This is a genomic window from Corynebacterium jeikeium (genome assembly GCF_028609885.1).
GTDB classification, from domain to species: domain Bacteria; phylum Actinomycetota; class Actinomycetes; order Mycobacteriales; family Mycobacteriaceae; genus Corynebacterium; species Corynebacterium jeikeium.
In genome coordinates this window covers 1531316-1552948 of sequence record NZ_CP063195.1, presented here as the reverse complement: position 1 = coordinate 1552948, position 21633 = coordinate 1531316, and the positions used below count along the sequence as shown (strand labels likewise).

Here is a 21633-nt window from a genome sequence, read left to right as displayed (position 1 = left end):
CTGCACACCCGCTACTTTTAATAACTCGAAGATTTGGGACATTCGCCTGGAATAGCAGGCGGGATTTGCCTGCCTACCTCACCTTGCCCAGGCGCAGGAAGACGGTCTCGCCGGTCGCATCCTCCAGCGCGTCATTATCCGTCACCGCGTACATCTGGCCATCCGCCGCGATGGTGAAGCCTTCCAGTTTCTCCTGCGTCCAGCCATTGGTGGCACGCAGCTTCGGCAGCACGTCCACGGCCAGCTCCTTCTTGACCATCGGCAGCTCGCCACCATTCGCGCCAGTGGCTTCACCCTCAGCGCCGCCCTCGGGCAAAGTCACCTTCATCACACGTTTGACCTTCGCGTCCGGGCCGTTCAGCTTGTCCCGCTCAACTACCAGCAGGTGCTTATCATCCAATGCGGTGATCTCCGACAGGCCCATCCAGTCGCCTTTGCCGGCTGGCTTCTCCAGTTCGTAGCCAAACCACTGCCACTGCTTGGTCTTCGTGTTGTACTTGCCGATGCGCGTGGTGTTCTCACCTTCCAGCGCCTCGAGCTTCTTTGCCTCCGGGTCCTTCCACAGCGGCCGCTGCACGGCGACGAAGAGCTGTTCCACGCCGTTTTCGTCCTTTGTGGAACTGACGCCCTCTAGCCCCCACTTGCCGATGTGCTCAGCAACGTCGGCAGGGAGTTCGACCGTGGAGGTGATATTGAGGTCCTTATCGGTGTGGAAGAGACGGTTATCCTTGCCCTTCTTGCCCTCGGAGGCAATCCAGAAGCCACCGTCGGCGGCAACGGAAATGCCCTCGATGTCCAGATCCTCAGCCGGGGCACCGTCGCGCTTCACGGCGCGGCGTTCGGTTATTACGGCGGGCTGCTTGGAGGCATCGATCGTGTAAACCCAACCGTTGGCGTACGCGGAGTCGGAGGCCGCGTACAGGCGGTTGGCGTCCTTCGGGTCGGCAGTAAGAGCACCCAGCGCACCCCAGCCGATCGGTGCATCGCCCTCGTCGGCGGAAACAATGGAGGGCTGGGATTCCTGGCCACCCAGACGATATAGCGTCACCGCGCTACGCACGGCGTTGTCCGGCTCGTCGACCTCACTGGAAACGGCTAGCATGTTGCGCTCCGGGATCGGCAGGATTCCCTCCGGGCCGTTGGTGGTGAACAGCATCTGCACGAACTGAGGGTTCGCCGGATCGTTGACGTTGTACACGGCCACGAAGTTGGAGCGCTCGGAGCCGACGAAGGCGTAGTTGGTGCCATTCATCTTGGCGGTGGCGATGCCCTCGATCTCCACGCCCTTCTTCTTGGCGCGCTTGTTGTTGTGCAGGCCGTGGCGGATGGCCAGGTTCTCCACGGAGTTGCCGGCATCCCAGATGATCTTGCCGCTGGTATCGAAGACGGTCCAGCCGCGGGTTCCGCCCTTCCAATCGCCCTCGTTGGCGGTGGCTACGTGGTTATCGTCGATCCATGCGATGGCGTCCGGCTCGCGCGGGGTGGCGGGCAGAGTATCGGTGGGGTTGATGAGCTTATCGGACTGAGTGTCGACGCCCTTGACCTCAGTACTGCCTGCACTGAACACGTTGGTGATGCGGTTGGTCTGCAGGTCGATGATGGCTACGCCGTTGTTCTCCTGCAGGGTGACGGCCAGCTGGTTCTTGCTGTTGATGCTGACGTACTCCGGCTCCAGGTCCTCGGGGGTATCCAGCCCGGCCTTCTTTACTTCGTCCAGCAGCTTGCCATTTTCGTCCTCGAAGCGGATCGGGGTGGCCTTCCAATCCTTGGCATCCCCGGACAGGTCGATGGTCTGCACAAAGCCGGTGGGCAGCTGCGGCAGGTTGCCGTCGTTGTGTTCCTCGTTGCGCTGGTTCTCCATGGCGATGGCGGCCTTGGGCTTGCCCGGCGCGCCAGCGGGGGAGATGGCGATGGAATCCGGCTGCCCCTGCAAGTCGATGGAGGAAACGCGGGTGCGGTCGGAGACCCGCACGATGTCCACGCGGCCCTTCGGGTTGGCGAAGTCGCCTCCCGTCTCGTCGATAACCACCAGCAGGTAGTCGCCGTACACAGCTACGGAGGTCGGCTCGTCCTTGGCGTGCCCCTGTGCCTTCAGATCCAGGGTGCCCAGGCCCTTCGGAGCGTTCGGGTTGCTGATGTCGATGAAGCCGATGCGCTGCGCCAGGGCGTCCGTGTGGATCAGCGTCTTGCCGTCCTTGGAGATCGTGGAGATCTCCGCCACGGTCGCCGCGGACTTATCCTCGCCCTCGGGACGGTTTTCGTACACCGGGTAGGTCGCAGTGCGTTCAAATGTGGACTGCGCGCCCGGAGCCTCTGGGGTGCCCGGCTGCGAGGAGCCGGTGGAACCAGCAGGACCCTTAGACCCAGACAGGGAAGAACCCGTCACAGAAGACCCAGCCGAGGAGCCGAAGCTGGAAGATCCCAGGGTGGATCCGACCACGGTCTCGGAGCCTGCGGTTGCGTGCGCTGCGGGAACCGCGGCGAAGGGAATCACCGCTAGAGCCAGGGAAATCCCTGCGACCTTGCGTTGGGAGCGCCGAGCACGCTGTGCACGCTGGGAGACCGAGTTTTTGAAGTTGTTGAGCTGCATGAAGAGCCGCGCCTATCTATGTGCGAATTATGAATAAAACCAGACACATGTTTCCACCTCTTTTTTGCGCTAGGTTTACGGCAACATGGCCGTCAGGTGAACTCATTCGCGGTGTTGGTTGCCCCTTCGCCGGCGCTGGCGGCACCCCGTCACAGTATCAGGCGGTAGCCGATGCCCGTCTCGGTCGTGAAGTACTGTGGGTTACTCGGATCAACCTCCAGCTTCGACCTCAGCTGAGAGACATAGACCCGCAGGTAGTTCGTCTCCTTTTTGTAGGCCTGCCCCCACACCGCCTGCAGCAGCTCCACCTTTGTCACCAGAGTTCCGCGGTGGCGGATCATATGCTCGGCAATGCCCCATTCCCGCGGGGTCAGATGCACGTCCTGCCCGTCGACGGTCACCCGCTGGTTCGGTAGATCAAACACCACGCGCCCGTCGGAGGTCTCCACCACGGGCTCCTCCGGAATCGGCGCGCCGGGCGCCCTTCGCAGCGCCGCCCGCAGCCGGGCCAGCAGCTCGCCGACGGAAAATGGCTTGGTCACGTAATCGTCCGCGCCCTCATCCAGTGCGTTGATCTTGCCCGATTCGTCGTGGCGTGCGGAAACCACCAGCACGGGAATATCCGTCCAATTCCGCAGCGCGCGCAGCACCTCCAGGCCACTCAGATCGGGCAGCCCCAGATCCAGCAGCACCGCCTGCGGGTGCCACTTCGAGGCCACCTGAATCGCCTTCGTCGCCGTCGTCGCCACCTGTACGTTGTAGCCACGCGCCCGCAGAGTCACTAGCACCGCGTTAGCCAGCGCCACGTCGTCTTCGACCATCAAAATCTTTTCGCCGCTCATGGCGCTTCTCCTTGTACTTTCTTCTGGACGCCACGTTCTTCACCGTCTTCAAGTTCCCCCGTTGCCGTTGGAAGGGAAAGAACCAGTGTGGCGCCTCCACCTGGGGTGTTACGGGCTTCGAGGCATCCGTTCATGGCTTCGGCAAAGCCACGGGCGACAGCCAAGCCCAAACCCAGCCCGTTGTGGTTGGCCGACTGATCGCCGAGGCGCTGGAAGGGGGTGAACACGTCCGTAAGGTGCTCCGAGGGGAAGCCTGGGCCGTGGTCGACAATTGCAAGCTCCACGGCGCCTGTTTCTGCGCCAGTCCGATCGTCGGCACCTGCCAGATCGTCGGCACCCGCTGCAACCTGCTGGGCGTGCAGTTCGATCCGGGAATTCGGCGCGTAGGTGCGAGCATTAACCACAATGTTCGCAATGATGCGTTGCACTAGACCGGCATCGCCTAAGACGGGCGGAACGGTGGCGTCAATAAAAGAATCGACGTGCTGTGTTGCCTCGGGCAGCTCCGCCAGAACTGCGTCGACCACGGTGTTGTAGTGCACCTTGGCGCGGTGCACGGCGACGGTGTTGGAATTCACGCGGCTCATGTCCAGCAGGTTGCCGATGACGGTCTCCAGCCGATCGGTGCTGGATTCGATGGTTTCCATCAGCAGCGATCGGGATTCTTCATCCAACTCCATGTCGTCCATGTTCAGCGCACTGACTGCGGCCTTGATACCGGCCAGGGGAGTGCGCAGGTCGTGGGACACCGCGGTGAGCAGAGCGGTGCCCACACGGTTGCCGGCCTCCAGCGCGGCCGTTGCCCGGCGCATTGCATCGATCTCCTCGCGGTCGTAAATCGCGGTGATGCGGGCGCCGTGAGCTTCGATCATCGCATCCTCGGCAGGGGTCAGGTCGCGCCCGTCGAGGACGAAGCGCATGCCATCACCTGCACCAACATGCGACGGTGCCTTTTTGCTAGGCCACGGCACACCGATACCACCCGGATCGGTGGTTGCCATCGTGACCCACTTCTTGCGTTCCTTCGAATACTGCTGCAGGTCTACCCGCTCCAGGTTGAAGGTTTCCCGCAAGCGAGCAAGCAGACTGCGGATGTCGTCGCCTTCGTCCAGCGCACCGCGTGCTAAGTCGGAGAGCACAACGGCCTGGCCGAGGCGCCGGTTGGCAATGGCGCGGCGCCTCTCTGCAATATCCACGACCACCGCCACCGCTGCAGAAATGACAAAGAACAGGACTATCTGCACAAGGTTCGCCGGCTCGGTCACCGTGAGGGTGTGATAGGGGTGTGTAAAGAACCAGTTGGCCATGACCGAGCCGATGATCACCGCCACGATAGCCGGGCCGAAGCCACCGGCCAGGGCTGCGAAAACTGCGATCGTCAAATAGCCCAAAAGGATGGAACCCAAGGCCCCGCTTTCGCGGAAGAACGGCAGCACGAGGAGCGTTAAGAGGATGGGGCCTGGCACGGCCAGCAACCACCCGATCCAGCGGCGCGTGGGGCTGAGCTGCTTCGAAGTATCCAGTCCCGTCCCGCGATCCCGGGTGAGCCCCATTAACTGGGAAGCTTTCCGAAGCACTCTCTTAGACATCTTCGTGGCATCGTCGTCGGACGAGACACTAGATGTAGAAACGATGTGCACGTCGATGCGTCCGGAACCGTCGATGATCTTGTGGGCAGTGGAGCTAAACAGCCGGCTCATGCGCGTGCCCAGGCCGATCACCAATTGTGAGGCGTTGACGGTCCGCGCGAACTCTAGCAGGGTGTTGGCAATGTCATCGCCTTCGATCACGCGCCATTGTCCGTCGAGGGATTCGGTGAGTTCCTGTAGGCGCCGCAGTCGCTCGGGGAGATCAACCCCCAAGGCTTCGTCGGCGCCGGAGACGTAGACCACCAGCATCTCGCGCCCGGCCACGCGCTGGGTGATGCGAGCCCCGCGGCGGATCAGCGCTTCGGAGACATCATCGCCGCGCACGGCGACCACCACGCGCTCCCGGGTCGGCCAGTTTTCCTTGATCTTTTTGTCTTCGCGGTATTTCGCCAGCCCCTCGTCGACCTTGTCGGCCAACCACAACAGACTCAGTTCGCGCAGGGCGGTCAGGTTGCCTACGCGAAAGTAGTTATTCAGCGCGGTCTCGGCCTGTTGCTGGCGGTAGACTTCACCGCGGGCCAAGCGGATCCGCAAAGCGTCGGGGGAGAGGTCCACCAGCTCGATCTCGTCGGCGTCCCGAAGAACCTGGTCCGGCACCGTCTCTAGCTGGCGCGTACCGGTGACGGCCGAGACCACGTCGTTGAGGGATTCCAGGTGCTGGATGTTCATCGTGGAGATGACGTCGATGCCGGCATCAAGCAGCGCGTACACGTCGTGCCAGCGCTTGGCTGCCTCGGCAGGGCGGCTGCCGTCCGTATCTTGCGCGCCCACCACGGTGTGCGCCAGCTCATCGACCAGAATGATCTCCGGGTGCGCCTCCAGCGCCGCCTCGAGGTCCAGCTCCTCGTAGTTGCCGCCACGGTGTGGGACCGTTTTGCGCGGCAACATGGGCAGCCCCTCGGTGAGCTTGCGGGTGCGTTCGCGCCCGTGGTCTTCCACGATGCCGACCAGCACGTCCCGCCCGCGGTCGTACAAGTCGTGCGCTTCGCTGAGCATGGCACACGTCTTGCCCACGCCTGGGGCGAAGCCGAGGTACACCTTCAGCGTGCCACGCTTAGTCATTGTTGTTGTTACTCCTGTTGTTTATCTTGCGCTGAAATGTTTGGACGCCACGCGTCCGGGCGCTAGTGCCTGTTTTACACCTTGAGACCGACCGCGCCTGGGTTTTGCGGGCACGTGTCCGCGCCCGCTGCGGCCTCGCTATAGCTCGCCTGTTACAGCTCGCTCAGCGCCTTGTTCAGCTTCACCACGTTCACCGGCGCACCGTCGGCACTACCGGTGTAGTTGCCCTCGGTGGCCTCCGATACCAGCTGCTCCACTTTCTGCTGGTCCAGTTTGCGCTCCTTCGCCACACGCGGAGCCTGCAGCTTCGCATAGGCGGTGGAGATGTGCGGATCCAAGCCGGAGCCGGAGGAGGTCACGGCGTCCACCGGAACCTCATCGGGGGAGACACCCTCGCGTTGGGCAACCTCGTCGCGCTTGGAGGCGATGGCCTCCTGGTACTCCTTGCTGTAGGGGGACAGGTTGGTGGCGGAGGACGACATGGCGTCATAACCATTATCCCCAGCAGCAGAAGGGCGAGGGAAGAAGAAGCCCGGCTTCGTGACTTCCTGAGCGATAAGGGTGGAACCGGCGGTTTGGCCATCAGCGTTGGTGATCATCGATCCGTCCGCCTTGGCGGGCATGATTCGCCCCACACCGACCATGAACGCAGGGTAGATAATTCCCAGGATCAACGTCAGCAGGAAGAAGATGCGCACCGTGGTGGAGGCCAGACGCAAGCCGTTGCTAGATGTTGCGCGTGCCATTGTTCTCTGTGTTTCCTTTCAAAGCGGGCCGGCGGTTGCCAGCCCAAGAGGGTTAGAGCCCGAAGACTCCGGAGATAATCAGGTCGATGATCTTGATGCCAATGAACGGTACGATCACGCCGCCCAAACCAAAGATGGTCAAGTTGCGTGACAGCAGCGAGGCTGCAGAACCCGCACGGTACTTCACGCCCTTCAGCGCCAGCGGGATCAGCGCGATAATGACCAGCGCGTTAAAGATCACGGCAGAAAGGATCGCGGACTCGGGGGAGTGCAGGCGCATGATGTTCAGCGCCGACAGGCCTGGGAAGGCAACCACGAACATCGCGGGAATGATGGCGAAGTACTTCGCAATGTCATTGGCGATACTGAAGGTGGTCAGTGCACCGCGGGTGATCAGCAACTGCTTGCCGATGGCCACGACGTCGATGAGCTTGGTCGGGTCGGAATCCAGATCCACCATGTTGCCGGCTTCCTTGGCCGCGGTGGTGCCGGTGTTCATCGCCACGCCCACGTCGGCCTGGGCCAAGGCGGGAGCGTCGTTCGTACCGTCGCCGGTCATGGCCACCAGGCGCCCCTTGGTCTGCTCCTTGCGGATCAACTCCAGTTTCTGCTCCGGGGTTGCCTCCGCGAGGACATCGTCCACGCCCGCCTCTGCAGCGATGGCTTTCGCGGTCAGGGCGTTATCGCCGGTGACCATGACGGTGCGGATGCCCATCTTGCGTAGCTGCTCGAAGCGCTCCGTCATGCCTGGCTTTACTACGTCTTTGAGGTGGATGACGCCCAACACCCGGCCGGTGACGTCTTCACCCTGGGAGTCCAGGGCGATTTCTGCCACGACCAGTGCGGTGCCACCGCTGTTGGAGATGTCGTTGACGACGTCGGTGATGGACGGCGGGACGTCTCCGCCGAGGTTCGTCACGAGCTTCGCAACTTCGGAGGCTGCGCCCTTGACGATCTTGCGGTGCGCGGCCTGGTGGCCTGTGGACCACTCCGTGTGCTCTCCGGCGCCGGCGGGCAGCTGGATGCCACTCATACGGGTCTGCGCGGTGAAGGGGATGAACTCTGCGTTGCGGAAGGTCTCTTCCGGGATGGCCAGGCCGGACTGCTTCTCGGCGAGCTGCACGATGGAGCGGCCCTCCGGGGTCTCGTCGGCCAGGGAAGATAGCTGGCAGGCGTAGATGAGTTCTTCCTGGTTAATGCCCTCCATGGCGACGAACTCGCTGGCCTGGCGGTCACCGATGGTGATGGTGCCCGTCTTGTCCAACAGCAGGGTGGCTACGTCACCCGCGGCCTCGACGGCGCGGCCCGACATGGCCAGGACGTTGTGCTGCACCAGGCGGTCCATGCCCGCGATGCCGATGGCGGACAGAAGCGCGCCAATGGTGGTGGGGATCAAACAGACAAGCAGAGCGACCAGCACCACGGGGGACTGCTCGGCACCGTTGAACGCGGCCATCGGGGCAAGAGCCAACACCACGATCATGAAGATGATCGTCAGCACGATCAGCAGGGTGCCCAGGGCCAATTCGTTCGGGGTCTTCTTGCGCTCCGCGCCCTCGACCAGGCCGATCATGCGGTCCATAAAGGACTCGCCCGGCTTGCTGGTCACGCGGATAGCAATCGCATCAGAGAGCACGCGGGTACCACCCGTGACGGCGGAGCGGTCACCGCCAGATTCGCGGATAACGGGTGCGGATTCGCCGGTGACGGCGGACTCGTCCACGCTGGCGGCGCCCATGATGACGTCACCGTCGGCGGGGATCACGCTACCGGCGCTGACCAGCACGATATCGCCCGGCAGCAGGGACTCGCTGGAGACCTCCTCGGTGACCTCCTGCATGCCCGCGCCGGAGTTTTCCAGCGCCGGTGCCAGGTGGGGATCGTTCACGTCGGAACCGGTGAACTTCAGGGCGTTCGACTGGGTGCGGGTGGCACGCAGGGCGTCCGCCTGCGCCTTACCGCGACCCTCGGCCACAGATTCGGCCAGGGTGGCGAACAGAACGGTCAGCCACAGCCACACGGTGATGGACCAGGTGAACAGGGAAGGATGCGCGATCGCCAAAACCAAGGTGAACAGCGCGCCGACCTCCACCAGGAACATCACTGGCGTTTTGTACAGCAGGCGCGGATCCATCTTCTTTAGCGCCAGCGGCAGAGCCTGCTTCAACTGGGCTGCGGAAAAAGCGCCCTCGTTTTTCTTCTTGTCGTGCGTGGCCGGAGCCGTCGCACGCTTCGCTTCAGTGCGCGAAGGAGCATTTAGGGTTGTCATGACAGAGCCTCCGTCAACGGGCCGAGGACCAGGGTGGGCAGGAAGGTCAGCGCGCCAACGATGATGGCGATACCGACCATCACTCCCACGAACTGCGGGCGGTGGGTGGGTAGAGTACCGGCGTTTTCGGCAGCCGGCTTTTGCTTAGCGAAGTCTCCGGCCAGTGCCAGCGCGAAGACGATCGGCAGGAAGCGGCCCAGCAACATGCACAGACCCAGGGTGATGTTGAACCACGGGGTATCTGCACCGAAGCCGGCGAACGCGGAACCATTGTTGTTGGAGGCCGAGGTGTAGGCGTAGACAATGTCGCTGAAGCCGTGCGGACCGGCTGCGGATACCGAGTCGCGGGTATCGGGCAGCATGGCGGAAATACCCACACCGGCCAGCACCAACGTCGGCATGACCAGGATGTACAGGCTGACCTTCGTGATCTCGGAAACGCCGATGCGCTTGCCGAGGTACTCCGGGGTACGGCCGACCATCAGGCCCGCGACGAACACGCTGAGCAGGGCGATCATGAGCATGCCGTACAGGCCAGTGCCCACGCCACCAGGGGAGATCTCGCCCAGCATCATGTCCAGGATCAGCATGCCGCCAGCCAGCGGGTGGTAACTGGAGTGGAAGGAGTCCACCGCGCCCGTCGACGTCATTGTCGTGGTGACGGCGAAGAAGGAGGAAGGCAGCACGCCCAGGCGGTACTCCTTACCTTCCATGCCACCGCCCTGGAAGGCAGCCAGGGAGGTTTCGCTGGACATCACGACTGCCAGGGAAGCGAAGTACAGCACGGCCATGGCGGCCAGAACTGCCCAACCCTGACGGGTGTCGTTCACCATCTTGCCGAAGGTGCGGGTCAGGCTAACCGGGATCACCAGGATGAGGAAGATCTCCAGCATGTTGGTCCATGCGTTCGGGTTCTCAAACGGGTGGGCGGAGTTGGCGTTGAAGTAGCCACCGCCGTTGGTGCCCAGCTCCTTGATGACTTCCTGCGAGGCCACTGCACCGCCCGGAATGGTCTGCTGGCCACCCGTGATCGTCTCCACAGTGGTCGGAGCGTGGAAGTTCTGGATCGCACCCTGGGAAATCAGCAGGATCGCACCGATGATTGCCATCGGCAGCAGGATGCGGAAGACCGCGCGGGTCAAGTCGACCCAGAAGTTGCCGATTTGGCCGTTGCCCATGCGGTTGGCCAGGCCGCGGATCAGCGCGATGGCCACGGTGATGCCCACCGCGGCGGACACGAAGTTCTGCACTGCCAGGCCCGCCATCTGGGTGAGGATGGTCATGGCCGTCTCACCGGAGTAGGACTGCCAGTTGGTGTTAGTCGTGAAGGATACGGCGGTGTTCCACGCCTGGTCCCAGTGCACGGGCTCCTTGCCGTGGTTCAGGGGCAGCGCCTGCTGCACGCGCTGCAGCAGGTAAACGAACACGACACTGAGGGCAGAAAACGCCAACAGGCTTGCGCAGTAGCGAGTCCACTTTTGCTGGCCGTCGGGGTTTACGCCGATCAGGCGATAGAAGCCACGTTCGAAGGCATTGTGCCTCTTGGATGTGAACGTGGCGGCCATGTAGTTGCCCAGCGGCACGTAGAAAGCCGCGAGGGCAATGATGACCATGATGACAGGGATCCACCCTGTGATGGCCCCGCTCATGAGAACTTCTCCGGGTTCAACAGGGCAACCAACAGGTAGATGATGGCCAGGATCCCCAGGATCCCACCGACGATCAGTTCCCAGCTCATAGCTTGTCCACCGCCTTCAAGGCGGCACCCATTGCGCCGAACAGCGCGCAGGTTACTGCAACCATTAAAAAGTCATAAAGCATGTAGATATAACAACACCGGTGGTGCCCCGTGCTAATGACTCTTTACGGTTTCTTAACGCCCCTCTTTTACACCCTTTTTTGACGCCCCGACCTGCGCCGGTGCAGGTCGGGAACTATTTGTTAATCGGCGCGGGCTCCAACTTCCAAACCTCCGTTGCGTAGTCACGGATCGTGCGGTCGGAGGAGAAACGCCCGGATTCGCAGATGTTCACCCACGCCTTCTGCGCCCAGCCCTGCGGGTCGGCCGCGTAGTCCGCGGCCATGCGGTCGCGTACGTCGCGGTAGTCCGCGAAGTCGCCCAGCACGTAGTAAGTGTCGGAGGCGCCCTCGCCGTAGCCGTGGATCAGCGACTGCTTCAGGTCGTAGAACCAGCCGGTGAAGTCGTCGTGCAGGGTGCCGTTATCCAGCGCGTCCAGGGCGCGCTTCAGGCCGGGCACGGATTCGTACAGCTCGTAGGGCTTGTAGTCCGCGCGCAGCTCGGGCAGTTCCTCCACGCGGGCGCCGAAGATGTAGGCGTTGTCCTCACCAACGGAATCCACGATCTCCACGTTCGCGCCATCCATGGTGCCCAGCGTCAGCGCGCCGTTCATCATGAACTTCATGTTGGAGGTGCCGGAGGCCTCCTTGCCCGCGGTAGAGATCTGCTCCGAGACATCGGAGGCCGGCAGGATGTGCTCGGCGGGGGAGACGTTGTAGTTCTCCACGAACACGACCTTCAGCAGCGGGGAAACGACCGGATCGTTGTTCACCAGGTCCGCGATTGCGTTGATCAGCTTGATGATGGCCTTTGCCCGCGTGTAGCCCGGCGCAGCCTTCGCGCCGAAGATGACGGTGCGCGGCGGCAGGTCGCGCTCGTGGTCCTCCTTGATGCGGAAGTACAGGTCCAGCACGTACAGGGCGTTCAGTAGCTGGCGCTTGTACTCATGCAGGCGCTTGATCTGTACGTCGAAGATGGAGTTCGGGTCGATGACCACGCCCTGGCGCTCGGCGATCCACTCGGCGAAGTCGTGCTTGTTGGCGGCCTTGATCTCGCGGAGTTCCTGCATGACCGCCGGGTCGGAGGCGAAGCTGCGCAGTTCCTTGAGGTTGTCGAGGTTGGTGACCCAGGCGTCATCACCAGAAAGGCGAGTAAGCAGCGCAGACAGGCGAGGGTTAATCATCCGCAGCCAGCGGCGCGGCGTAACACCGTTGGTCTTGTTGTTGAACTTCTCGGGCCACAGCGCGTGCCAATCGGCGAGGGTTTCGCGCTTGATGATCTCTGTGTGCAGCGCGGCCACGCCGTTGATGGAATACGCGGCGTAGCAGGCGATCCACGCCATGTGCACCACACCGTGTTGGATCGGGGCCATTCTTTGGATGGTGACGCCATCAATCCCCTCCGCCGAGCGTTCGATGCGGAAGCGACGGTCGATCTCGGCGATGATCTCCCACACTCGCCAGAACAACTGCTGGAAGATCTGCTGGTCCCACTGCTCCAGGGCCTCGGTGAGGACGGTGTGGTTGGTGTAGGCGAAGGTGTCGGATACGATCTCCCAGGCTTCCTCCCAACCCATGCCGTGCTCGTCCATCAGCAGGCGCATGAGCTCCGGGATGGCCAGCACCGGGTGGGTATCGTTCAGCTGCACGGAGTGGAAGTCCGCGAAGTTCTTCAGATCCCCGTGGTGGGCCAGGTGGCTGCGGATCATCGCCTGCAGGGAGGCGGAGGTGAAGAAGTACTGCTGGCGCACGCGCAGCTTCTTGCCCTCGTAGGTCGTGTCGTTCGGGTAGAGCACGCGGCAGATGTCGCTGACACGCTCGCGCTCGATGATGGCATCGGTGAAGCGCTGGGAGTTGAAAGCGTCGTAGTCGAACTCCTCCCACGGCTCGGCCTTCCACAGGCGCAGGGTGCCCACGTTGCGGGTGCCGTAGCCGGTGATGGGCATGTCATAGGGGATCGCGCGGACCTTCATGTCGTCGAAGTGAACGACTAGCTGGTCGGAGGCGCGGCGGATAGTAAAGGGGTATTCCTCTTCGCGCCACGGGTCCGGGCGCTCCACCTGGAAGCCATTGTCGAAGGACTGGCGGAACAGGCCGTAGCGGTAAAGGATGCCGTAGCCGGTGACGGGGTAATCCTGGGTGACGGCGGAATCCAGGAAGCAGGCGGCCAGGCGACCCAGGCCACCGTTGCCCAGGGCGGCATCGTTTTCAATTTCTAGGACGTCCGCGAGCTCGTGGCCGAGCTCCCGGGTGGCGGCCTGAGCCTCTTCCACCAGGCCGAGGTTGGTGAGGTTATTCAGCAGCGCGCGGCCCATGAGGAACTCGGCGGAAAAGTAATGCTGTTGGCGGGTGGCGGCGTAGGCTTCGCGGGTGCGTTCCCAATCGTCGGCGATGCGCTCTTGGATATTGCGGGAAAGGCCGGTCCAAAACTTGCGGGTGGAAGCGTGCTGGGGCGGGGTGCCGGCGGCGGCGCGGACGTGGCCGCCGACGGTGGTGGAGTTCAGTTCGTGGCTCATAGTTCCCGATTCTATGGTGCCTGCGGTGAACTCGCTGGTCGGGTGCGGGGCAGGGGGCTAGTGTTTTTTGGACGCCGCTTCGTTTCGCAACTGCGAAGACTGTTCCTCAATGCTGTCGTGGAGGTGGCTGAAGCTCTCCACCGCTGCGGAGGAGCGCGGCGGAACCTGGATGATTCGCTCGGATTCCATGCCGGCCTGCAGCTCGCGCGTGCGGGCGATCTCCGCATCCAGCTTCACGCCGAGGAGCAGCAGGGAGTTGCTTAAGACCAAGCCGAGGAGGCCGACGATGATGCCTCCCAGCGCGCCGTAGATACCGATGTAACCGAAGTTGTTTAGATAGGCGCGTAGCAGCAGGCCGACGATAGTTATGCTGATCAGCGCGAATGTGGAGCCCACCGTTAGCCACCGCACGCGCCCGAAGCGCACGTTCGGGGCGACATGGTAGAGGATGGCGATGAGGATCGCCGACACGAAGAAGATCACTGGCCAGCGAAGGTACTGCCAGACCGGCAGGAAGTGCTCCAGGACGAAGGTGGTGAAGCCCTGTATCCTAAGCGGCTCGGCGACCTTGTCCAGCAGTGGCCGGGCGATATCCTCCCGAAGAAAGTATGCGCCCGCGATGAAGACCAGTCCGATCACCAGAACAAGGGTGACTGCCCACATGGTCGTCCACCTCCTGATGAGGCCACGTCCTTCGCGCCGCCCGTACATTTCGTTGGACATACGGGAAAATGCGCGGAGGTACGCCGACGAGGAAAACAGGGCAAGCAGCACGCTGATCACCAGCATGACGATGGATTGCTCCGTAGAGCCGATGACCGTGGAGACAATGCTCTGCGCATTGTCTTGGAAGTTGGTGGGGATGTTTTTATCGATGAATTCGTCGGTGAGCTCCGTGACCTGGTTGCGGTTTTGGTCAAGGAACAGCGTGATGATCGCATAAAAGGCCAGCAAAGTCGGCAGTCCGGTGAGCAGTGTGAAGAAGCTCAGCGTGGCGCCTTTGTCTAGCAAAGCGTTGAAGAAAACCTCGAAATAGAGACGCTTGGCGATGACCTTCCAAGTTGAGGGTTCCAGCCAGCGGTGCTCCCGCACGACTTCCTCGTGGTACGCCTCAGAGGGCAGTGCCGGTGTGACCTGCCCTCCGAGGGTGGGAACGATGCGCTCATCTGAGGGGCGTTCGTTCTGGGGTTTTTCAACACTCATTAGCTACTGAAGATACCTGGTAGGTGGGAGTTTGTAGCGGTGCGGACTGGGGGGCGTCGAGAAAAGAAATCGAACAAGGACACGCGAAGGGGAGGGGGTGTCCGGGGGATTCTTATAGTCAAGAGTGTTCCCGGGAAGTGCCGGGCTGATTGGAAAGAAGGTAGACGATGACTGACGCAACGACTCGCGCAGAAGTGGGTGCGCAGCTGCTGGATGTGGCGACTTCGCCGCGACTGCTGAGCGCCATCAACGTGGCGGCGTACGCGCACCGTAACCACACCCGCAAGGGCACTGACATTCCGTATGTTTCTCACATCTTCGGCGTGATGCACCTGGCCAGCACGGTTACGGATGACGAAGACGTGCTGATTGCTGCGCTGTTCCACGACATTTTGGAGGACGTGCCGGAGGAGTATTCCGAGGCGCAGATGCGGGAGGACTTCGGCGATCGCGTGGTGGAGCTAGTGCTGGGCGTGACGAAGGATGACAGCATCACTGACTGGCAGGAACGCTCCGATGCTTACCTGGCGCACCTTTCCGGCGCCGATGAGGGCTCCGTGATTGTTTCTGTGGCTGACAAGCTGCACAACTTGCTTTCGATTCTGGCCGACCACTCCGAGATCGGCGACGAGCTGTGGGGTCGTTTCAACTCCGGTAAGGACAAGCAGCAGTGGTGGTACGGCGCGGTGAGCGAGGTGGCGGCCAAGCGGATTCCGGACAACCCGTTGGTCGCGGTGCTGGAAGAGAAGGTCGCGGAACTGCGTGCGCTGTAGGTGCTGCTCCGGCGTGGCTGAAAAATGCCACGCCACCTGCGGATTAGGTAGGTAAAGGAACTACTGTGTAGAGTTCTTTCTTGCTGCTTGCAAAAGCACGCGCGCCGATCATGTGGCGCACGCGCCCCGTTCGTCTAGCGGCCTAGGACGCCGGCCTCTCACGCCGGTAACACGGGTTCAAATCCCGTACGGGGTACAAATTTTTTTAGCACGGCTTTCGGGCCGTGCTTTTTGCCGTTTAGTCCCCGATTTAGGGTTAAGGGTCAAAATGTGGGTTAAGGGTCAAAATGTGTGTCTGGCTCGGCGTGTCGCGGGGGTTAGATTTGGCCTTTTTGAATGCCGATTGAGTGGGTGTAGTCGGTGTCGATAGCGTTGTCGTAGAGGGCTGGGCGTCCTGTTTCGTGGTCGGCTTGGTTCTCGGTTTGGGTCAGGGTGGATACTTTGGCGAGTTGGCCCTGGCCCCAGTCGGACTGCCTGGCGATTCGTACTGGATCGTCAGGCAGTTCCGTTTTTAAGTAGAGCCACCAATCCAGCATGCGGCGTTGTCGTTCGCCTGATCTGCCGCGGTGGGTTCTGGCGAGCAGTTTGAGCTGGGCGTTGATGCCGCCTTCTAAGCTGTTGGTGGTGGATTTGATCCGCTCGGGCGCAAGGACTCCTGCTGGCGGGTTGAGGTAGACAAACAGCATCTCGGACCGCCAAAGATGGTTGAGGCTGTTGTAGGCCTTGCGCACGTTGTGGTGGGTCCACACGCGGGTCCATGCACCTGTTTTGGGGTCTTTGATCATGGTTTTCTCGTTCATCCATTCCCGGTAGATCGTTGAAAACTCGTGCAGTTGCACACCCCACGCGGCGGCTTCATCCAGTGTGGTGATCCGGGTCAGTTTCAGCGCAAGTCGGTAGATGGTGCGCCCGGCATCGGTGCGTGGGTTGGTGGTGGTGTAGCGGCGGACCACGCGTTGGGCGTGGACGAGGCAGCGTTGAATTTTCGTAGTCGGCCAGCACTTTTTGATTGCGCTGTATGCGCCTTGGCCGCCGTCGATGACGGCGATGAGTGGGGCTTCGATGCGTTCAAGCAGCAGTTGGTAGTCGCGGGTGGTTTCGTGTTTGCACCAGTGCCAGGCGATCACGTGGTCGATGGTCGCCGCGACGATCAGGCAGCCACCGGCGGTGTAGGTGCCATCGAGAAATACCTGGTCGTAGATCCGCTTGTGGTGGCCGGCGGTGGGGTCAGGCACATCAACGAGCCAGCACCACTTGAAGCGCCGCTTCATGGTGGCGCGGCTAACACCGTTTCGTTTGGCTAGGTCGTCGAGTGATATTGCGGTGGTGCAATGCTCGATGAACTGGGTGAACACTGCCGCGTTGGTGATGTCGTTTCGACGTTTGACGCTGGAGGCGCCGCATTGTTTGCAGCGCCATCTGGTGGTGCCTTTGCTGGTGGTGCCGTTGCGTTTCATTTCACCGCCGCAGTGGCAGCGTGGTTGGTTCTTCGACATTGCGACACCACACCACGCCGCGCATAGCACATCACGGCTGCCACACCGAGGATTTCCCGTCGGGGGCTAGATATATGCTTCCGGAGCATATACTTTCCGGAAACCTACAGGTCAATCCGTGAAAATCCGCGATTCCGGACACACTTTTTGACCCTTAACCCCCGATTTAGCTGATGAGGGGTTAATGGGGGTTAAGTAAAGAAAAGTGTGTCCGCATGCCACCATAACCCCAGACCACACACCACAAATCACCAAAGAATAGCTCCCCGAAAGCTATTACCCACACCATCCCGCACCTCCGGCCACATTTGTGCTAACCGCACACCGGTTGGATTAAAGGATGACCACCAACCGCCCCAGCTGCCCACTATGCGGCAACAACACAAAGAAAAACGGGGACCTGACCCCTGTTTGGTAGACACCTGATATCCAGCCCGGTTGGGTTGGGAAGAAAGGTAATCTACCACCATGCCTAGGTATTCCGAACAGTTCAAACGTGATGCTGTGGCCCTCTATGAAAACAATGAGGACCTTTCACTTCGCGGCTTCAGCAGAGCTTGGAGTCAATCGTTCCTCGCTTTTCTCCTGGCTTCAGCAATACGGCACCGGCAAACGTGCCCGCACGAAGGCCATGCGCGACAACGCCAAGGAGACGACTGATTCCGAGCGAATCCGCCAGCTAGAAAAAGAGAACGCGAAGCTGCGCGAAGAACGCGATATTCTGCGCAAGGCCGCGAAATATTTTGCCGAAGAGACACGCTGGTGATCCGCTTCCAGTTTGTCTATGACCACCGAACCGAGTACTCGGTCAAGCGGATGTGCCATGTGTTAAAGCTCAATCGCTCCTCGTTTTATAAATGGGTCAACACCCACGAAAATCGCAGGTTAAAGATATGTTCCGATGCCCTTATTGGTGCAAGAATCAAGGCCATCTTTGATGATGAGAACGGGCTTTATGGTGCTAAACGCATCGCTGCAAGCCTCAACGACGATACGGACTTCGGCCCGATCAACCATAAGAAGGTTGCGCGCATCATGAAATCCATGGGGCTAAAGGCTTTAGCAAACGGCGTCGATGCATCACCACCCGGCGCAAGCCTGGTCACCGTGTCATGCCAGATTTAGTAGGCCGTACATTCACCGCTGACGAGCCGAACCGTGTTTATGTAGGCGACATCACCTACCTGCCGTGTAAGGGCGGTAAGAACATGTACCTGGCCACGGTCATTGACACCTATTCACGGAGACTTGCAGGTTATGCACTCGCAGACCACATGCGTGTCTCACTGGTCATCGAGGCTTTGTCCCATGCCAGCACAGTCCGCGGAAGCCTTGACGGGGCTATTTTCCATTCTGATCATGGAAGTGTGTACACCTCACAGGCGTTTAGGGACCACTGCGCCCAACTTGGTGTACGCCAATCCATGGGCGCGGTGGGAACTAGTGCCGATAATGCCCTGGCAGAATCATTTAACGCCACCTTAAAACGTGAAGTGCTACGTGATCGGAAAGTCTTTGATAATCCCATTATCTGCCGGCAGGAAGTCTTTCGATGGTGCATGCGCTACAACACCCGCAGACGGCACTCCTGGTGCAACCTTCTAGCCCCCAATGACTTCGAAGCACTCACATCAGCTACACTGACCCAAGCAGCATAGCTAACCCCCGACGTGTCTACTTTCCGGGGGTCAGGCCCCGGCACCACCAGCAAATCAACCACCCGTTGGCGCTGCACCCACTGCGGACACTCCTTTACCCGCAACACCCAAACCCACAACAAAAATACCGCCACCATGGCTTTGTTCATCCAATGGGCCACCGGCACCCAATCTCTAACCACCTTCGCCGCACACCATGGCGTAACCAGGCAAACCATGCACCACCGATTCCGATGGTGCTGGTGGATCATCCCCACACCCACCATCGACTCATTCCGCATCCATGACCAAATCTTCCTCGACGCGACCTATCTAAAGTCCGGATGCCTCCTGATCGCAGCCAGTAAAACCCACGTCATCAACTGGACCTGGGCCAGACACGAAACCACCGCCGCCTACACCGAACTCCTACGCCCCATTGCCGCACCACTAATCGCAGTCACAGACGGCGGACAAGGTGCCCAATCAGCCATCCACCACTGCTGGCCAACAACACGCATCCAACGCTGCCTCGTCCACGCCCAACGAACAGTCCGCCGCCACACCACCAGCAACCCCGCACCGATGCCGGCAAAACCCTCTACCGCCTAGCCCTGAAACTCACTCGCATCACCGACCTTGACCAAGCATCCACATGGGTCGCCCACCTGCACGAATTCGACCACACCTACCGGGAATGGATGAACGAGAAAACCACCATCAAAGACCCTGCTACCGGCGCCTACACCAAGGTCTACACCCACCAACGCGTCCGAGCGGCCTATCAATCATTGCTATCTCTGCACCGCAGAGACCTGCTGTTACCTACCTGCAACCCCACCAACAACCATCGACCCCGACAACCTTGCAGCAACAACAAACAGCCTCGAAGGTGGCATCAACGCCCCCATAAAGAACTAGCCCGCAGACACCGCGGACTATCACTACCGCATCAACGCACAGTGATGGATTGGTGGCTGTATCTACATACAGAAGTCCCTGACGATCCGGTCAAGATCGCCAGGGACCAACGATGGGGTCAAGACGCACTTTCCACAGCAACAGACCTGATCACCCACAACACCACAGCCACTACCAATGACATCGGTGCACCAGCAGAATACGACACCGCCATCGAGGTTAAGGGTCAAAAAGTGTGTCCGGAATCGCGGATTTTCACGGATTGACCTGTAGGTTTCCGGAAAGTATATGCTCCGGAAGCATATATCTAGCCCCCGACGGGAAATCCTCGGTGTGGCAGCCGTGATGTGCTATGCGCGGCGTGGTGTGGTGTCGCAATGTCGAAGAACCAACCACGCTGCCACTGCGGCGGTGAAATGAAACGCAACGGCACCACCAGCAAAGGCACCACCAGATGGCGCTGCAAACAATGCGGCGCCTCCAGCGTCAAACGTCGAAACGACATCACCAACGCGGCAGTGTTCACCCAGTTCATCGAGCATTGCACCACCGCAATATCACTCGACGACCTAGCCAAACGAAACGGTGTTAGCCGCGCCACCATGAAGCGGCGCTTCAAGTGGTGCTGGCTCGTTGATGTGCCTGACCCCACCGCCGGCCACCACAAGCGGATCTACGACCAGGTATTTCTCGATGGCACCTACACCGCCGGTGGCTGCCTGATCGTCGCGGCGACCATCGACCACGTGATCGCCTGGCACTGGTGCAAACACGAAACCACCCGCGACTACCAACTGCTGCTTGAACGCATCGAAGCCCCACTCATCGCCGTCATCGACGGCGGCCAAGGCGCATACAGCGCAATCAAAAAGTGCTGGCCGACTACGAAAATTCAACGCTGCCTCGTCCACGCCCAACGCGTGGTCCGCCGCTACACCACCACCAACCCACGCACCGATGCCGGGCGCACCATCTACCGACTTGCGCTGAAACTGACCCGGATCACCACACTGGATGAAGCCGCCGCGTGGGGTGTGCAACTGCACGAGTTTTCAACGATCTACCGGGAATGGATGAACGAGAAAACCATGATCAAAGACCCCAAAACAGGTGCATGGACCCGCGTGTGGACCCACCACAACGTGCGCAAGGCCTACAACAGCCTCAACCATCTTTGGCGGTCCGAGATGCTGTTTGTCTACCTCAACCCGCCAGCAGGAGTCCTTGCGCCCGAGCGGATCAAATCCACCACCAACAGCTTAGAAGGCGGCATCAACGCCCAGCTCAAACTGCTCGCCAGAACCCACCGCGGCAGATCAGGCGAACGACAACGCCGCATGCTGGATTGGTGGCTCTACTTAAAAACGGAACTGCCTGACGATCCAGTACGAATCGCCAGGCAGTCCGACTGGGGCCAGGGCCAACTCGCCAAAGTATCCACCCTGACCCAAACCGAGAACCAAGCCGACCACGAAACAGGACGCCCAGCCCTCTACGACAACGCTATCGACACCGACTACACCCACTCAATCGGCATTCAAAAAGGCCAAATCTAACCCCCGCGACACGCCGAGCCAGACACACATTTTGACCCTTAACCCGCCATCGACACCAGCTACCAACACAACCTCGGCATCCAAAGGCTGGATCAAATATACATAACACGCCCGGAAAAGACACACTTTTCTTTACTTAACCCGTTAATGGACAAAAACGTCCGCATCCCTATCAGCCAAGCGCGGCGGTGACTCTTCATTCCATCGGGCAAAATTGCCCGGACCCTGCAGGCTAAGCCTGCTTTCTCTGTGGTGATGAAACAACGGGGAATTCGTCTCCTTCTATCCGACCTCAGGGACTTCCAGGGCGTGTCCTCAGTGACACCCTCACATGAACTCGAAGTAGTGGATACGCCAGCACGTAGGTGAGAGGTTGCCTCCCTTAGAATAGAAGAAGATGGGAGCCTGTCGCGCTATGTGAGCCTACGTTCTACCCCTACCCACAAATTGGCGTTCTGTACTGACGTTTTACGTGGGGTGGAGGCTGCTGTCGGTTCACCGTACTCACGCTAGGCGCATCCAAGTTCGCTTGTAGATAGGACCGCCACCGGTCCGAGAAGAGAGCTCGCGAGCTTC

The 21633-nt window shown here is 60.7% G+C and carries 12 protein-coding genes, 1 tRNA gene and 2 pseudogenes; 5 read left to right on the top strand and 10 right to left on the bottom strand.

The genetic code is table 11. From position 1 onward, the window contains the following. Positions 1-73: 73 nt before the first annotated feature. The 9 genes from CJEIK_RS06900 to CJEIK_RS06860 form a co-directional block, all read right to left on the bottom strand. Positions 74-2590: an esterase-like activity of phytase family protein gene (locus CJEIK_RS06900; protein WP_034964315.1), complete on the bottom strand. Its 2517-nt coding sequence runs from the start codon at positions 2588-2590 to the stop codon at positions 74-76. A 149-nt stretch (positions 2591-2739) separates the two neighbouring features. After that, positions 2740-3432, bottom strand: coding sequence for a response regulator (locus tag CJEIK_RS06895; protein WP_005292816.1), 693 nt, complete (start codon positions 3430-3432; stop codon positions 2740-2742). After that, complete coding sequence (locus CJEIK_RS06890) at positions 3429-6143, bottom strand: sensor histidine kinase (protein WP_005292814.1); 2715 nt, start codon at positions 6141-6143, stop codon at positions 3429-3431. The genes CJEIK_RS06895 and CJEIK_RS06890 overlap by 4 nt, the downstream gene beginning before the upstream one ends. Before the next feature lie 152 nt (positions 6144-6295). Beyond that, positions 6296-6889 carry a K(+)-transporting ATPase subunit C gene (gene kdpC / locus CJEIK_RS06885; protein ID WP_005292811.1) on the bottom strand — a complete coding sequence of 198 codons (594 nt, stop codon included), beginning with the start codon at positions 6887-6889 and terminating at the stop codon, positions 6296-6298. 52 nt (positions 6890-6941) lie between these two features. Next, positions 6942-9158, bottom strand: a complete 2217-nt coding sequence (kdpB, locus tag CJEIK_RS06880; protein WP_005292809.1) for a potassium-transporting ATPase subunit KdpB — start codon at positions 9156-9158, stop codon at positions 6942-6944. Continuing rightward, the gene (gene kdpA, locus CJEIK_RS06875) at positions 9155-10807 is read right to left on the bottom strand and encodes a potassium-transporting ATPase subunit KdpA (protein ID WP_005292806.1); all 1653 of its coding nucleotides are present in this window, start codon (positions 10805-10807) and stop codon (positions 9155-9157) included. Before kdpA ends, kdpB begins: the two co-directional genes overlap by 4 nt. After that, entirely contained in the window at positions 10804-10896 is a 93-nt protein-coding gene (gene kdpF, locus CJEIK_RS06870) for a K(+)-transporting ATPase subunit F (RefSeq protein WP_034964313.1), read from the bottom strand. The genes kdpA and kdpF overlap by 4 nt, the downstream gene beginning before the upstream one ends. A gap of 196 nt (positions 10897-11092) precedes the next feature. Further along, entirely contained in the window at positions 11093-13471 is a 2379-nt protein-coding gene (gene malP, locus CJEIK_RS06865; protein WP_005292804.1) for a maltodextrin phosphorylase MalP, read from the bottom strand. A 57-nt stretch (positions 13472-13528) separates the two neighbouring features. Further along, complete coding sequence (locus tag CJEIK_RS06860) at positions 13529-14674, bottom strand: YihY/virulence factor BrkB family protein (RefSeq protein WP_005292802.1); 1146 nt, start codon at positions 14672-14674, stop codon at positions 13529-13531. Between the two features lie 167 nt (positions 14675-14841). Between CJEIK_RS06860 and CJEIK_RS06855 the strand changes: the two genes are divergently transcribed. Beyond that, positions 14842-15447 carry an HD domain-containing protein gene (locus CJEIK_RS06855; RefSeq protein WP_005292796.1) on the top strand — a complete coding sequence of 202 codons (606 nt, stop codon included), beginning with the start codon at positions 14842-14844 and terminating at the stop codon, positions 15445-15447. A 123-nt stretch (positions 15448-15570) separates the two neighbouring features. Continuing rightward, positions 15571-15643: transfer RNA gene (locus CJEIK_RS06850), tRNA-Glu, on the top strand. A 121-nt stretch (positions 15644-15764) separates the two neighbouring features. On the opposite strand, the gene CJEIK_RS06845 is transcribed toward CJEIK_RS06850, so the two are convergent. Beyond that, complete coding sequence (locus CJEIK_RS06845) at positions 15765-16943, bottom strand: IS256-like element IS1249 family transposase (protein WP_005323424.1); 1179 nt, start codon at positions 16941-16943, stop codon at positions 15765-15767. 468 nt (positions 16944-17411) lie between these two features. On the opposite strand from CJEIK_RS06845, the pseudogene CJEIK_RS06840 reads away from it, so the two are divergent. From CJEIK_RS06840 to CJEIK_RS06830, 3 genes and pseudogenes are all read left to right on the top strand, one after another. After that, positions 17412-18601 (top strand): annotated as a pseudogene (locus CJEIK_RS06840) (IS3 family transposase). 12 nt (positions 18602-18613) lie between these two features. Continuing rightward, positions 18614-19767: pseudogene (locus CJEIK_RS06835) on the top strand (IS1249 family transposase). Positions 19768-19878: 111 nt separating this feature from the next. Next, positions 19879-21057 carry an IS256-like element IS1249 family transposase gene (locus CJEIK_RS06830; protein WP_005323424.1) on the top strand — a complete coding sequence of 393 codons (1179 nt, stop codon included), beginning with the start codon at positions 19879-19881 and terminating at the stop codon, positions 21055-21057. Positions 21058-21633 lie beyond the last annotated feature (576 nt).